16 protein-coding genes, 1 riboswitch and 1 other annotated feature are annotated in these 15459 nt (G+C 28.5%); of the genes, 12 read left to right on the plus strand and 4 right to left on the minus strand.

The window, feature by feature from the left end; all coding sequences use genetic code 11:
- The first annotated feature begins 204 nt into the window (after positions 1 to 204).
- The 3 genes from ACZJV1_RS00515 to ACZJV1_RS00525 all read left to right on the plus strand — a co-directional run bounded on the left by ACZJV1_RS00515 (position 205) and on the right by ACZJV1_RS00525 (position 1673).
- Positions 205 to 327: a hypothetical protein gene (locus tag ACZJV1_RS00515; protein ID WP_463651101.1), complete on the plus strand. Its 123-nt coding sequence runs from the start codon at positions 205 to 207 to the stop codon at positions 325 to 327.
- 407 nt (positions 328 to 734) lie between these two features.
- Entirely contained in the window at positions 735 to 926 is a 192-nt protein-coding gene (locus ACZJV1_RS00520; RefSeq protein WP_463651102.1) for a hypothetical protein, read from the plus strand.
- Positions 927 to 992: 66 nt separating this feature from the next.
- Positions 993 to 1673 carry a hypothetical protein gene (locus tag ACZJV1_RS00525; RefSeq protein ID WP_463651103.1) on the plus strand — a complete coding sequence of 227 codons (681 nt, stop codon included), beginning with the start codon at positions 993 to 995 and terminating at the stop codon, positions 1671 to 1673.
- A gap of 266 nt (positions 1674 to 1939) precedes the next feature.
- On the opposite strand, the gene ACZJV1_RS00530 is transcribed toward ACZJV1_RS00525, so the two are convergent.
- Entirely contained in the window at positions 1940 to 3115 is a 1176-nt protein-coding gene (locus ACZJV1_RS00530) for a class I SAM-dependent rRNA methyltransferase (RefSeq protein ID WP_463651104.1), read from the minus strand.
- Positions 3116 to 3285: 170 nt separating this feature from the next.
- Here ACZJV1_RS00530 and ACZJV1_RS00535 point away from each other — a divergent pair, with 170 nt between their 5' ends.
- On the plus strand, positions 3286 to 3468 hold the full coding sequence (locus tag ACZJV1_RS00535) for a hypothetical protein (protein ID WP_460288524.1): 183 nt from the start codon (positions 3286 to 3288) through the stop codon (positions 3466 to 3468).
- Between the two features lie 83 nt (positions 3469 to 3551).
- Here ACZJV1_RS00535 and ACZJV1_RS00540 read toward each other — a convergent pair whose 3' ends face one another.
- Complete coding sequence (locus ACZJV1_RS00540; RefSeq protein WP_016206921.1) at positions 3552 to 3770, minus strand: (2Fe-2S)-binding protein; 219 nt, start codon at positions 3768 to 3770, stop codon at positions 3552 to 3554.
- A 294-nt stretch (positions 3771 to 4064) separates the two neighbouring features.
- Positions 4065 to 4326: a binding site (T-box leader), on the plus strand.
- Between the two features lie 182 nt (positions 4327 to 4508).
- Here ACZJV1_RS00540 and ileS point away from each other — a divergent pair.
- Both ileS and ACZJV1_RS00550 read left to right on the plus strand, forming a co-directional pair.
- Positions 4509 to 7619 (plus strand): isoleucine--tRNA ligase, encoded by a 3111-nt coding sequence (ileS, locus tag ACZJV1_RS00545; protein ID WP_463651105.1) that lies wholly within the window; start codon positions 4509 to 4511, stop codon positions 7617 to 7619.
- 177 nt (positions 7620 to 7796) lie between these two features.
- On the plus strand, positions 7797 to 8795 hold the full coding sequence (locus tag ACZJV1_RS00550) for a LacI family DNA-binding transcriptional regulator (protein WP_411169421.1): 999 nt from the start codon (positions 7797 to 7799) through the stop codon (positions 8793 to 8795).
- A gap of 407 nt (positions 8796 to 9202) precedes the next feature.
- On the opposite strand, the gene ACZJV1_RS00555 is transcribed toward ACZJV1_RS00550, so the two are convergent.
- Positions 9203 to 9388, minus strand: coding sequence for a hypothetical protein (locus tag ACZJV1_RS00555; protein WP_411169422.1), 186 nt, complete (start codon positions 9386 to 9388; stop codon positions 9203 to 9205).
- Between the two features lie 115 nt (positions 9389 to 9503).
- On the opposite strand from ACZJV1_RS00555, the gene ACZJV1_RS00560 reads away from it, so the two are divergent.
- The 6 genes from ACZJV1_RS00560 (at position 9504) to ACZJV1_RS00585 (ending at position 14854) form a co-directional block, all read left to right on the plus strand.
- The gene (locus ACZJV1_RS00560) at positions 9504 to 10079 is read left to right on the plus strand and encodes a nucleoside recognition domain-containing protein (RefSeq protein WP_411169423.1); all 576 of its coding nucleotides are present in this window, start codon (positions 9504 to 9506) and stop codon (positions 10077 to 10079) included.
- A gap of 15 nt (positions 10080 to 10094) precedes the next feature.
- Positions 10095 to 10619 (plus strand): spore maturation protein, encoded by a 525-nt coding sequence (locus ACZJV1_RS00565; protein ID WP_411169424.1) that lies wholly within the window; start codon positions 10095 to 10097, stop codon positions 10617 to 10619.
- A gap of 132 nt (positions 10620 to 10751) precedes the next feature.
- The gene (locus ACZJV1_RS00570) at positions 10752 to 10964 is read left to right on the plus strand and encodes a hypothetical protein (protein ID WP_411169425.1); all 213 of its coding nucleotides are present in this window, start codon (positions 10752 to 10754) and stop codon (positions 10962 to 10964) included.
- Between the two features lie 91 nt (positions 10965 to 11055).
- Positions 11056 to 11496, plus strand: coding sequence for an ACT domain-containing protein (locus ACZJV1_RS00575; protein WP_411169426.1), 441 nt, complete (start codon positions 11056 to 11058; stop codon positions 11494 to 11496).
- An 18-nt stretch (positions 11497 to 11514) separates the two neighbouring features.
- A complete protein-coding gene (locus ACZJV1_RS00580; protein ID WP_463651106.1) occupies positions 11515 to 12747 on the plus strand; it encodes an aminopeptidase P family protein in 1233 nt (410 codons plus the stop codon).
- An 85-nt stretch (positions 12748 to 12832) separates the two neighbouring features.
- Positions 12833 to 13008: riboswitch (Lysine riboswitch) on the plus strand.
- Positions 13009 to 13126: 118 nt separating this feature from the next.
- Complete coding sequence (locus tag ACZJV1_RS00585) at positions 13127 to 14854, plus strand: Na+/H+ antiporter NhaC family protein (RefSeq protein ID WP_463651107.1); 1728 nt, start codon at positions 13127 to 13129, stop codon at positions 14852 to 14854.
- A 133-nt stretch (positions 14855 to 14987) separates the two neighbouring features.
- On the opposite strand, the gene ACZJV1_RS00590 is transcribed toward ACZJV1_RS00585, so the two are convergent.
- Positions 14988 to 15443, minus strand: coding sequence for a DUF5680 domain-containing protein (locus tag ACZJV1_RS00590; RefSeq protein WP_411169429.1), 456 nt, complete (start codon positions 15441 to 15443; stop codon positions 14988 to 14990).
- Between the last annotated feature and the right edge of the window lie 16 nt (positions 15444 to 15459).

The following is a 15459-nucleotide window of genomic DNA, read 5'->3' on the forward strand; positions in this document are numbered from 1 at the left end:
TTAAAGATTAAATGACTTCTTATATAAAGTCCAAGGAGTAGGTTTAATTAATCAAATATAATTATAGATTTATTTAAATTTCATTAAAAGAAAATTAGATAAAGTGAAATTTAATAAACATAGCGAACTAAGTATATAAATGTTTGTTAGTTATTTATAAGAAACTAAAATTCTTTTAAAAATAAATATATAATATAGATGAAAATGAGTACATTTGTTTTAAAAAGAGAATACGCTTTACAATTACCAAATAACTATGTGAAAATTTATAGAGATGAAATGGAGTATGTTGATGATGGAGGAACTGTTACATTAGAAATTTTATGATTGGAGCTTTATAAGCAGTAGGTACTTCATTGGCATATGGAAAATCAGCTGTTGTCCTAGGTGCTTTGGGAATAACTATTGCAACTGAAATTAAATTAGGAACAGCTGGAACTATAGATGATTTATGGTTTCAACCATTTATGTGACATGGTACAGGGGGAAATGCATATGAAACAAGATAAAAAAATATTATGTGATATTGTTTATAATAACATTTGTTTTTGCTCTTAGTATTAGTACTTATAATTTAGTTAATATTACTGGATTTGCAATAATATTTCTCCCGAAGATTATATTTAATGCTATTTGTACTTGGTATCATAATAAAGTAAAATGATGTTTAATACTTAGGTAGGAGCTAATATTTAAATTGCATATGATTTAATTATAGTGAGAAGGAGAAAATTATGAGAATATGTAGTGCTTGCAAATCACAAAACCTAAAAGAAATAGAAATTGTACTAAAAGGAGCTTTTACAGCAATAGAAATTCCTAAAAAGATAACAATAAATCCGAAAAACTCAAAAATTAGAAAATATATGTGTTTAGATTGTGGATATATAAATCTATATGCAGAAGAATTTGAAAAATTTAAGTAAAGTGGGGATAGCTTTGTATTAAATTAGCATAAGGGGGAGATTAAAATTATTAATAAGAGAAAAGGCATGATGTCAATAGTAGCCATAGGAGCTTTTATTATTTGTTTTGCTGTAGTAATTGGATTTAATTATAACAAAGAAGGAAGATTTAAAAGTAAAAAAATAGTTGCTAAAATGCTGACAAGTAATAGTTTGAAGTATGCCCCTGTGGAGTTTAATGGAAACATATATTTCCCATCAAGATTTAAATTTCCTGAGGAATTAAAATCAGAACCTTTAGGTACTGTAGAACCTGAAAATATGAGCTTTTTTGTTTATTTAATTATGGACCATCAAATAGTTTCAGATAGAACAGATTCAGGTAACACCCATATAAAAACTTTAGGAGATGATTCAAGATTTTATTCAAAAGCAGAATTTTTAGAAAATCCTAAATTGATTAATGATATTTTTGAAAATTATTCTTATTTTGCTTTATGTGAAGGCGATGTAGGTAAAGAAACACAGATACAAATTGATAAAGATACTTTAATAAAGTTGGAAGAAAAATATGGTGAAGTTAAATATAATAAAGATGATTTTGATAAAGTAGATAAAATTTATTATATTTATGGAAATTATCTAAATACTCAAGATGCAGAGTTTATAGGTTGTATTTTATCTTATGAAAATAAATTATATTATGGTAATTTAAATAACTCAATGGAAGGCCCTTTATATGAAAAAATAAATTCTATATTAAAGTAATGATTTCATTAATTAATTATTAAAAACATTATAGAAATACATTTTTCAACTATTCACTAAAAGCAATTTAAATATAAAGGTAATTTATTTAATGAGAGAGTAAAAAATAGTTTTTTATCTAATTAAAATAGCTCCTTATTAGTAATAATTGGAATATAAATTATTACTAATAAGGAGCTATTATTTTAAAAGGTATCTTTAATTATAAGCTGATATCTACCAGTTGCGGTATAAACATAATATTATCTAGAGTAATAGTAAATAAGTTAAATTACTTGGAATATAAAGAACTTTAAGTAATATGATTCATCTGAATTCCAAAGTATTGGATGGTCAGCAGACTGAGTTCTAATTTCTACTTGTCTTAATGTTCTTCTAGCATCATGTGCGGCTTCTAGAACTGTCTTTTTAAGTTGTTCTTCACTCATATAATGTGAGCAGGAGCATGTTGCAAAGTATCCACCTGACTTAACCATCTTTAGTCCTCTAAGATTTATCTCTTTATAACCTCTAATGGCAGATTTAATTGTATTTCTTGATTTTGTAAATGCTGGTGGATCTAATATAACTACATCAAATTGTTTACCTTCTCTTGACCATTCTCCAAGGACATCAAAGGCGTTATGACATTCAAACTTAACGGTATCTTGTAGGTTATTAAGTTCAGCATTTCTTCTTGCACAATCTACTGCGTGCTGAGATACATCTATACCAAGAACTGACTTAGCTCCAGCAATACCAGCATTTAAAGCAAAGGAACCTGTGTGAGTAAAGCAATCTAAAACCTCTTTATCTTTACAAATTCTATGCATAGCAGCTCTATTTTCTTTTTGGTCTAAGAAGAAACCAGTTTTTTGTCCGTTTTCTAAATCAACTATGTATTTAACTCCATTTTCTACTATTTGAATATTTGTATCAAATGGTTCTGTTAAGAAGCCTTTCGTCTGTTCAAGGCCTTCAATTTCTCTTGTCTTAATATCACTTCTTTCATAAACACCTTTAGCACCATACTCATCAACTAAAATTTTTACTATTATATCTCTATATTGATCCATTCCTAAAGTAGAAATTTGAATTACATAGTAATCTTCAAATTTATCTACTGTAAGACCAGGTAAAAAATCAGCTTCTCCAAAGATGAATCTGCAAGATGATGTGTCTATAACTGTTTTTCTATATTCAAAGGCATTGGAAAATCTCTTTTTAAAAAATTCCTCATCTATTTCTTCATTAATATCATTAGTCATTATTCTTATAGTTATTTTACTTCTATCATTTATATAACCTTTGCCAATGAAGAATCCTTTATGGTTATATACTTCAACTATATCTCCATTTTCATAATCTCCATCATATTCATTTATTTCATCAACATATATCCAAGGTCTTCCTTGTTCAGCTCTTTTATTTTTTCCTTTATGTAAATAGAATTTACTTGCCATTAAATTAGCTCCTTCCATAATAACTCTTATAAGATTATAGCATAATTAAAATTTTAGTATATATTTGTTATATAAATGCAACTAAAAATACTGAAAGTTATATTTAAATGAATATTAAATATAAACACAAATATAATTATAGTATAAAGCAATTATTTGGGGAGATATATATGATATTTAAGGCAATTGTTATACCAACTCCAAGAAGAATAAGAAAGTATGTGGAAAATACAATAGATAAATTAACTTGTGAAAGTATAACAAAAGATAATTATAAAAATAAGGAATTAGAACATATTGATATAAGTAAAGATACTTTTAAAAATTGTGGATTATCCATTAGAATTTTTTAAAGAGTAAAAAACCACCTGATTTCATAACAGGTGGTTTTAGGGGAGATATAATCTATATGCTAATATAGTTTGGGGGAACTATATTAGTTATTTTCCAGATGTTTATCAATCAAATTTTGGATTGTAGGGGTACATCTGTAGCCTCTGCATCCACCTGTACAAGCTCCTGTTGCCTTAGAAACTTGTTCTACAGTGTGAGCTCCGGCTTTGATTGCATCTTTTATTTTGGATCTTGGTATTGCCTTGCAAGTACAAACTTTAGTAATCTTATCAAGGACTTGTTCGTTTAAGTTATTTTCCATTTAGTTTTCCTCCTAATATTAATAAGAATTTTACTAAGGAAAATAAAGGGGATAAAAAATAAATTTAATGTTTATTCTTTATGTTTACATTATATATCTGCTTTTGTAGGAAGTCAATACTAATTGATAAAAATTATTAGTTAATTTTTAATATCTAAACAAATAGTTATATTATTATTTTGTGAAAAATAATATAAAATATTCTTCAATATAATCTTTTATATTATTTTACTTTGTAGTAGAATATAATTATTATTAACATAATGATTATATTTATATTATTTTATTAAATATTTAAAAGCTATGATTAGGAGAAGTACTTAGTTAGATACTTTAAGAGAGTGACTGGTTGGTGTAAAGTCATAGAGAAGACTAATGAAAATCACCTAGGAGTTTGAGGCTGAAAGGTTATAAATTACTGATTAAGTTTTTCACGTTAGCCTGCGTTAAAGGATAGAGTATGATTGTACTCGAAATAAAGAGTTTCCAAATATGAATTATATTTATGGGGAACCTCTAACCTTAGGTGGTATAGCGAATTATCTTCGTCCTATTGGGCGAAGTTTTTTTTATATACTTAAATAGTTATATTACCTATTAACAACTAGGTTGTGAATAATTAACTATCTATAGTTAATAATCTAAGATATAACTTAAGAATAGTTTATATTATTTAAGTAAAACCTTAAAGCTTTAGTAGCTTTTAATATAAATTAATCAACAGAAGGGAGTTTATATATGTACAAAAAGGTTGAATTACCAAAGGGGTTTGTTGGTATGGAAAAAGAAGTAGCAGACCTTTGGAAAGAAAATAATGTTATCAAAAAGAATTTTGATATGAATCAAGATGGAGAATATTTCACATTTTATGATGGTCCTCCAACAGCAAATGGAAGACCTCACGTAGGTCACATTTTAACAAGGGTTATGAAGGATATAATCCCAAGATATAAGGTAATGAAGGGATATAAGGTTATAAGAAAAGCTGGTTGGGATACTCATGGACTTCCAGTTGAACTTGAAATAGAAAAGAAGCTTGGTATTTCAGGAAAAGATCAAATTGAAGATTATGGTGTAGAAAAATTTGTAACAGAATGTAAAGAGTCAGTTTTTACTTACGTTAATATGTGGGAAAAAATGACTGAACAAATTGGATACTGGGTTGATATGGAAGATCCATATGTTACTTATCATAATCCATATATTGAATCAGTTTGGTGGGCTTTAAGTCAAATGTGGAACAAAGGACTTCTATATAAAGGTCATAAGGTTATGCCTTATTGCCCAAGATGTGGAACAGGTCTTTCATCACATGAAGTATCACAAGGATATAAAGATGTTAAGGACTTAACTGCAATAGCTAAATTTAAAGTTGTAGGAGAAGAAAATAAGTATATACTAGCTTGGACGACAACTCCATGGACACTTCCATCAAATTTAGCATTATGTATAAATCAATCATACACTTATGTTGAAGCTAAAGTTAATGATGAAATATTAGTAGTAGCTAAGGATTTAGCAGCAAAAGTATTAGGGGAAGATTTTGAAATAATAAAAGAATTTAAAGGTACAGAATTACTTGGAACTAAATATGAGCAATTACTTCCATTTGGAAAAGTTGAAGGTAAGGCATTTGAAGTAATTCATGGTGATTACGTAACATTATCAGATGGTACTGGTATAGTTCATATAGCTCCAGCTTATGGCGAAGACGATAGTTTAGTTGCAAAGAAAAATGGAATTGCTTTTATAAACTTAGTTGATGCTAGTGGTAACTTTGTTGAAGAAGTAACTCCTTGGGCTGGTAAGTTTGTTAAGAAGTGTGATGAAAGTATAGTTAAATACTTAGAAGAACATAATCAACTATTTAAAGCAGAAAAGCACACTCACTCATATCCACATTGTTGGAGATGTGACACACCACTTCTTTACTATCCAAGAGAGAGCTGGTTTGTTGCAATGACAACTTTAAGAGATAAGCTTTTAGAAAATAATAATAAGGTTAATTGGTATCCAGATAACATAAGAACAGGTAGATTTGGTAAGTTCTTAGAAAATGTTATTGACTGGGGTATTTCTAGAGATAGATACTGGGGAACTCCACTTCCTATTTGGGAATGTGAATGTGGCCATAAGGAATGTATAGGAAGCATAGAAGATTTAAAGAAAAAAGGAATTAATGTTCCAGAAGATATAGAACTTCACAAGCCATATATAGACAATATACATTTAAAATGTTCTAAGTGTAGTAAAGAGATGACAAGAACAGCTGAAGTTATTGACTGTTGGTTTGATTCAGGTTCAATGCCGTTTGCGCAATTACATTATCCATTTGAGAATAAGGAATTATTTGAGAAGAACTTCCCAGCTCAATTTATATCAGAAGCTGTTGACCAAACAAGAGGATGGTTCTATACATTATTAGCTATTTCAACAGCTATATTTGATACTAATCCTTTTGAAAATTGTATAGTTTTAGGTCACGTTCTAGATAAGAAGGGCTTAAAGATGTCTAAATCAAAGGGAAATGTTGTAGATCCATTTGAAGTATTAGATGCTCAAGGTGCAGATGCAACTAGATGGCATTTCTATACTGCAAGTGCTCCATGGCTTCCAACTAGATTCTCAGTAGATGATGTTTCAGAAGCTCAAAGAAAGTTCTTAAGTACATTATGGAATGTATATTCATTCTATGTATTATATGCTGAGTTAGATCAATTTAATCCATTAAAATATTCTGATTTTGAATCAGAAAATGTAATGGATAAATGGATAATGTCTAAGCTTAATACTTTAATTAAAGATGTAGATGATAACTTAAATTCATACCAAATAACTCCAGCTGCGTTAGCTATCGAAGAGTTTACTGATGAATTATCTAATTGGTATGTAAGAAGAAATAGAGCTAGATATTGGTCAGAAGAATTAACTGATGATAAAATTGGTGCTTATGTAACATTATATAGGGTATTAACTACATTAGTTAGAGTTACATCTCCATTTGTACCATTTATATCAGAAGAGATTTATCAAAACCTAGTAGTTAACTTAGATGAAAATGCTACAGAAAGTGTTCACTTATGTACATGGCCAGAAGTTAAAGAAAATGCTATTGATAAAAATTTAGAAGAAGAAATGAATTTAGCTTACACAATAGTTAAACTTGGAAGAAGTGCTAGAAATGGATCTAATATTAAGAATAGACAGCCACTTTCAAAGATGCTATTATCAACAGATGCTATTCCAGAATATTATGGTGATATTATAAAAGATGAACTTAACATAAAGGCAGTAGAGTTTGGAGCAGATCTTTCACAATATGTTAACTTTGAAATTAAGCCTAACTTACCTGTATTAGGAAGAGCTTATGGAAAGCTTATTCCAGGAATAAGAAAAGAAATAGCTTCAAGAAATCAAATGGAGCTTGCTCAAAAGCTTCAAAATGGTGGAACTGAAACTATAGTAGTAGATGGAACGGAAATAGTTTTAAATAGTGAAAGTGTTTTAGTAACAATGCAAGGACTAGAAGGATATGCTTTTGCTGGTGAGGGTCAAATTGGGGTTGTTCTTGACACAACTATTACAGAAGAGCTTAAAGAAGAAGGTCATTTAAGAGAAATAATATCTAAGGTTCAAAATATGAGAAAAGAAAAAGGTTTTGAAGTATCAGATAAGATAAAACTATATATATCAGGAAATGATATGTTATTAGAAGTTGCTAATAAGTATTCTGATATAATTAAAAGAGAAACATTAACTCAAGAGATTATGATAGATGCAGAAGTTGATTATATTGAAACTGTTATAAATGGAGAAAAGCTAAATATGACAGTTGAGGTATTAGGATAAATTATAAAATAGATTAAAAAGTTAGAAGTTTTGGTTAAACTTCTAACTTTTTCACTCTATTATAATAAATTTTTATAAAGAAAATCCTTGAATGTTGTATTAATTACCGTTAAAGAGTATAATATATAGTTAGAATAGGGATAAAAGACTATAAAATAAAAATGGAGTGATGTTGGTATGGCTACTTCTATAAAAGATGTTGCTAGAGAAGCGGGTGTTTCTATTGCTACTGTTTCTAGAGTTCTAAATGACATAGATGTTGTAAACGAGGACACAAAAAAGAAGGTTTTAGATGCAATAAAAAAGCTAGGATATAGACCTAATATAGTAGCAAGAAGCTTAAAAACGCAAAAGACAAAGACAGTAGGAATTTTAGTTCCTGATATTTCAAGTGGTTTTTACCCAGAAATAGTTAGAGGAGCTGAGGATGTTGCAAATATTTATGATTACAATGTAATATTATGCAACTCTGATTTTGATGACGAAAAGGAAAAAGAATATTTAAGAGTACTTAAAGAAAAGATGGTTGATGGAGTTATATATATGAGTTCATCACTACAAGAAGAAACTTTGGATATAATAAATGAGTTAGATTTAACTACAGTTTTAGTTGAAACTAAAGATAAGGAAGAAAGTTTACCTAGCGTAACAATAGATAACGTAAAAGCTATGCAAGAAGCTACAAACTATCTTATTGATAAAGGTTTAAAAAACATAGCATTTGCAGGAGCTAAAAAAGGTAGTATGAACGCTTGGGGAGATAGATACATAGGTTATGAAAATGCCTTAAATGATAGAGGTATTAAATTAGATGATAATCTAGTGTACACAAAAAACTTAAAGGTTGGTACTGGATACGAAGCAGTTGAAAAATTCGAAAATAGCAAAAAGGAATATAGTGCAGTAGTTTGCGCTTCAGACGAAATTGCTATGGGAGTAATAAATGCATTAAGAGAACGTGGTAAAAAAGTTCCAGAAGATGTAAGCGTTATAGGATTTAATGATAACGCAGTTTCCTCAGTATTTTATCCAAAGATAACAACAATAAAGCAACCTAGTTATGATATGGGATCAGTAGCTATGAGAATGCTTATAAAAATGTTGAATAAAAAGGAACTAGATGAATCACAATTTATTCTTGATTATGAATTAGTTGAAAGAGAAAGTTGTAAATAAAAATAAGATAAAAATGTAGTGGTCTTACCACTACATTTTTATTTTTTTAAATCATATATTGCCAGGAAATAAAAACCATGATATAATAAAAATAAGTTATTAAACGTTTTCAAATTTCAACTGTGTGTAAGAGAAAATATGAGTGTATGATTTATAAGATTAGAAATGGGTTATCTAATCAATTAAAAATGTGAGTTATGGGTATAAAAATTGACTATATAAAATTAATTTTATATAGTCAATTTTTATTTTATTTTTTAGGAAATTATAAAAAATTTACTCTGTGAATAACTTTTTATAATTTCCTTCCTTCAGATTTAAAGTTCACCTATGTAATTTTGCGATGACTTGAAGAGAAGCGACGGAATAAGCAAAATCTACATAGGCGAACTTTTTTATTATAAACTTTATAGAATTCCTTCAGTTTTTAGTATTTCTTCTAATTCTTGAACCTTTTCTGTTAGCGTAACAAATTTTTCTTTTAATACATCCTTAGGAAGATCGGCGTTATCTATTACACTTACCATATCTTCTACAGTTTTTAGAGCGTCATCAATATCTTTTTGAGCTAATTTTAAGTTTGATTCCTTCATATTTCGTCTCCTTTATGTATATAAACATAATTAGTATTATATATATTTATCCTATCACTAATAAATATTTGATGCAAGGCATATATTGTATAAGTAATTCATAAGGGGTGAAATTTTGATAAATTATATCTGGTTCATAATGATATTTCTAGGAATACTTGTAGGATTATTTACTGGAAATGGGGAGGTAATATCTAAATCAATAATAACTTCAGCAGATTCAACGGTATCTCTTATTGTAGGATTAGTTGGGCTGATGTGTTTTTGGTGCGGAGTTATGAAAGTAGCAGAAAAAAGTGGATTTACTAATAAACTAGCAAAGGTTCTAAGACCAATTTTGAAACTAATATTTAAGGAAGCTGCAAAAGATGAAAAAGCATTAGGAGCTATAGTTATGAATATAACAGCTAATATGATGGGACTTGGCAATGCTGCAACTCCATTTGGAATAAAAGCTATGCAAGAAATGGATAGACTTAATAAAGAAAAAGGAACTGCATCAAATGACATGGCATTATTCTTAGTTTTAAATGCAGCTTGTATACAATTGGTACCTTCAACCATTATATCTATAAGAGCTGCTTGTGGCTCAAGTAATCCAGGGGCAATAATATTACCCGCTATATTAGCAAGTACCACTGCAGCTGTAATGGGAGTTATTTGCTGTAAAATCTTACAGAAGTACTTTTAAAAGGAGTGATTTAGAATGTTTCAGTATTTAACAAAAAGTATCATTCCTATAATAGTTGTAATAATTATTACCTATGGAATGTTTAAAGGACGAAAGGTGTATGAATGGTTTATAGAAGGAGCAAAAGAAGGATTACAAGTTTGTTTAAACATATTTCCATATTTATTAGCTATGATTATAGCTGTTCATATATTTAGAGAAGCTAAATTGTTAGATATATTAAACAATTTTATATCTCCAATAGGTAGAGTAGTAGGGTTACCTAAAGAAGTAATACCATTAGTTTTAGTAAAACCCTTATCTGGAAGCGGGGCAATGGGTATTTTAACGGATATATTAAAAACATATGGACCTGATACAGCTATAGGTTTAATAGCTTCGGTAATTATGGGCACTACAGAAACTATATTTTATACAATAACAGTTTATTTTGGAGCTGTTCAAATTAAAAAAATTAGACATACATTATGGGCAGCTATATTAGCAGATTTAACGGCAATAATAGCAGCTATTTTTTTAGTAAGCAAATTCATATTATAGAAAATTTATTAAACTAAAATTTACTTTTAAAATTTAACAAATTTTAATAAAGACGTAATAATTTTGTAACTAGTTATATAGTAAAATATCCTATAATAATAGTATAGAAAAAGGGAGGGAAGTGTTTTAGAGATGGAGTGGAATGACAGGTTATTTTTGTCAGACGAAGAAATAAAAGTTTTAGCTATATTTCTAGCATATGGAGTAGGAATTGGAGTATTAGTTGGTTTATTTATAGATAATGTTCAGCTATGCTTTGCTTTGGGAGGAGTTATATCTATATTGATTTCACTTTTAAAAACATTTTTTGTTAGAATAAAGAAATCAAATAAGATTCACATATAAATAACATCACTAATAATATGTATTTTATTTTTAAAAAGTTATATAATTATAAATTATATAGCTTTTTAATTTTTATAGGGTAGGTGATTTAGTGGCTTCAGAAAAATTTTATATAGTTAATGGTAAGGTACTACCAGAGGTTTTTAAAAAAGTTTTAGAGGTTAAAGAAAACCTTCTTATTGGAAAGGCAAAGGATATCAGCGAAGCTGTAAAGCAAGCAGGAATAAGTAGAAGTACCTTTTATAAATACAAAGATTATATTTTCCCTATGTCAGAGGGGATAAATAGTAAAAAGATAACATTAATTGTCTTATTATCTCATGAAGCTGGAACTTTATCTAAAGTTTTAGATTGTATAGCTTTTAATAAGGGAAATATACTAACAATAAATCAAGATATACCTATAAATATGGCTGCAAATGTAACCATAACATTAGATATATCTAATATGAAAAAAGATTTAAAGCACTTAGTTAATACTTTAAGAGGGTTAGCAAATGTAGTCAGTGTTAAAGTGTTAGCTATGGAATAAATAAGAGGGAGTGAATTTATGAATAAAGAGTTTTATAAGAATAATAGAAATAAGGTTTTAGAAAACATTAAAGATAATTCTTTACTAATATTATTTGCAGGTAATTCGCCAAAGAAAACTGCAGACGAAAAATATCCTTTTACACCAAATAGAAATTTTTATTATTTAACAGGAATAGATGAAGAAAAGCATATTTTAGTTTTATCGAAAATAAATGGAAAAACTAATGAACATTTATTTATAAAAGAGATAAATCCTATTACAGAAAAATGGGAAGGTAAAACTATTAGAAAAGAAGAAGTATTAGACATTTGTGATATAGAAGATGTTAAGTACTTAGGTGATTTTAACGGGTTTATAGAAAAAATATTAATTAATAAAGAAGACATAAATATATATTTAGATTTAGAAAAAGATAATCCATCATATAAGTATATAAATGAAATTAAGAAAAAATATTATAATGTAAGTATTAAAAATGCATATAAGATTATAGGAAATTTAAGACTTATAAAAACTGAAGAAGAAATTAGTAGGATTAAGAAAGCTATAGAAATTACTATAGAAGGTGTAAAAGAATTAATGAAAAATTCTAAGCCGGGCATAAAAGAGTACGAACTTGAAGCTTACTTTGATTTTATTTGTAAGAAAAATGGTGTAAAAGACTTTGCATTTAAAACTATTGCAGCAGCAGGGAAAAATGCAACTGTTTTACATTATGTAAATAACGACTCAGAATTAAGGGATGGGGACTTAATATTATTTGATTTAGGCGCTCAATATAAATATTATAATGGTGATATATCAAGAACCTTCCCTATTAATGGAAAGTTTACTGAAAGACAAAAAGAAGTTTATAATGCAGTTCTTAGAGTAAATGAAAAAGTTATTAAAGAAATGAAGCCAGGAGTTAAATTCATAGATTTAAATAATAAGGCTAAAGAGTGGGTTGCAGAGGAATGTATATCTCTTGGATTAATTTCTAAAAAGGAAGATGTATCTCAATTTTATTATCATAGTATAGGTCATAGCTTGGGTATGGATACTCATGATATAGAGTTAGAAAATAGGGATGTAACCTTTGAAGCTGGAATGGTATATACTGTTGAGCCCGGAATATACATAGAAAATGAAGGTATAGGAATAAGAATAGAAGATGATATTTTAATAACAGATAACGGAAATGAAGTATTAACTAAAGAAATGATTAAGACAGTAGAGGAAATAGAAGAATTTATGGCTAATAGATAAGTTAAAGAGAATTAAGCCTGGGATTAAAGGTTGATTTAACTAGTGAAAAATTGTATAATAATCCTATAAATTAAATATGAATAACGACAAGGGTAGAGGCGCGATAATTAATAGTACTATTAATGAGGTAAGCACTTTGATTTAATAGAAAAGGAATTATCGCCGAAGCGTATGATTAATGCTTTAATATCATATGGCTGGGGTTTCACAAAATATGTGTAACACTGTCACAAACTTAATTTGTGGTGAGCTATCGCTTGAGGATTTTTAACTTTATTTAGAATATTAATTAAAGTGTATCTATAGCCTTGAGTGAAAACTCAAGGCTCTTTTTAATTTCTGCCCTTAAATTATTCATGAAATATATAGGGGGAGCATTATGAATAATAAAAGAAATCTAAGATTAATATTAATGACTATGATGATGATTTTAATGTCAACATCAATAGTTTTCGCAGCAGAGGTAGATCAATCTACATCTAATGCAAATCATTACGGATTATTAACTTTGATACCGCCGGTGGTAGCAATAGTTTTAGCATTTATAACAAAGAATGTTATTATATCTTTGTTTATCGGAACTTTATCAGGTACATTTTTAGTTCAATTAGTTGATAATACTTTTCTTGGAGCAGTTACACAATCTTTTTTAGATTTTGTATCTAGAGTTTTAAACTCATTATCTGATCCATGGAATGCAGGTATAATTCTTCAGGTATTAGTTATAGGGGGAGTTATACACTTAGTTGCTAAAATGGGGGGAGCTAAGGCTGTTGCAGAAGCGTTAGCAAGAAGGGCTAAGAATGCTAGAAGCACACAATTAGTTACATTATTATTAGGGTTAGCTGTATTTTTTGATGACTATGCAAATTCATTAATAGTTGGTCCTATAATGAAGCCAGTATCAGATAAGATGAAAATATCAAGAGAAAGACTAGCCTTTATAATAGATGCAACAGCAGCACCAATAGCAGGCTTAGCTATTGTATCTACTTGGATAGGATTAGAAGTAGGGCTAATAAATGATGCTTTTATAAATGGAATAGGGCAAGAAGTTGATGCTTTTGGAGTGTTTTTACAAACTATACCATATAGATTTTATAATATACTAATATTAGTTTTTGTACTTATTACTTCAGTTTTATTAAAGGATTTTGGTCCTATGTATAAGGCAGAAGTAGAGGCAAGAAAAAGAGGGTTAAACTCTAATGTTGATGAAGTTGCATCAGATTCTAACTTAGATCATTCAGACCTTGAACCAAAAGAAGGTGTAGAGTTAAGTATATGGAATGCTATAATACCAATAGGTGTTTTGGTTATAGCTTCATTAATATGTTTCTATTTTAGTGGTTATACAGTAATAATTGGTGGTGAAGATGTTGCCATTCAAAATATAATGACTAATTCACCAGTATCATTTAAGGCTATACAAGAAGCATTTAGTGCATCAGATGCATCAGTAGCATTATTCCAATCAGCATTAATAGCAAGTATAGTATCAATTATAATGGGAGTATCTAAGAAAATATTTACTGTTTCTGAAGCTATAGAAACATGGATAGATGGTATGAAACCATTACTTATAACAGGAGTAATTTTATTATTGGCTTGGTCACTAAGTTCTGTAATAAAGGATTTAGGAACTGCTAAATATCTAGTTTCATTACTTTCAGGATCACTACCAAATTTCTTGCTTCCAAGTTTAATATTTACCTTAGGTGCAGTTATTTCTTTTGCAACAGGAACGGCTTATGGAACAATGGGAATACTAATGCCACTTGCAATTCCACTAGCTTATTCAATGAATCCAGATATGAGCTATGTAATAGTTAGTACAAGTGCTGTTTTAACTGGAGCTATTTTTGGAGATCACTGTTCACCAATATCAGATACTACAATACTTTCATCAATGGGAGCAGGTTGTAATCATATTGCTCATGTTAACACTCAAATGTGGTATTCACTATTTATAGCTGCAATTACAATTTTATTTGGATATATTCCAGCGGGTTTTGGATTAGCTTGGTATATTGTACTACCTATATCTATATTAGCAGTATATGTAGGAATCCAAATATTAGGTAAGAGTGTAGAAGAAGCAAAATAATAATAAGATATATTTAGGTTATAATTATTAATGGATATTTATATATACTTATAACTATTAAGAGTATGAAAAGAAGCTTTACAAATAAATTTAGTTATTTGTAAAGCTTCTTTTACTTTAAAACAAATGATATTTATTTTAGACTTCCACCATGAAAGTAGAGCTTAAATATTTCAATTCCATTATGTGATATTGATTCAACTCCATTAAAAGAAGCTAAATCACCATCCCAATTGCATTGATATGTAAAATCATCTTCTTTAAAATATTTAGGTCCTCTAAACGGACAATCATCGGATACATTTTTTAAAGATTTCTTTAAAAATTTATTAAATCCTGAAGGTAATTCATCAACAAGAACTTGTCCTTTATAATTCATTCCCCAGGAAACCTTTTCGTTTTCCCAAACTAATTCCTCTCCTATAAATTCTCTATCACCTAGATGGCTATCTAGATAATAGTAATTAAATTTTTTATAGGCATAGTCCTTTGAGTTTGGCCTAGAAGGTGTTTCTTTTTTAGCACCTGAAGCATAAGTATTTTTCTTCGCTTCAATTATAAAGTTTTTAAATTTTAATAAGTCTCCCATGTAAGCTCCCCCTTTT

The sequence above is a fragment of the Clostridium sp. LS3 genome (assembly GCF_055330225.1).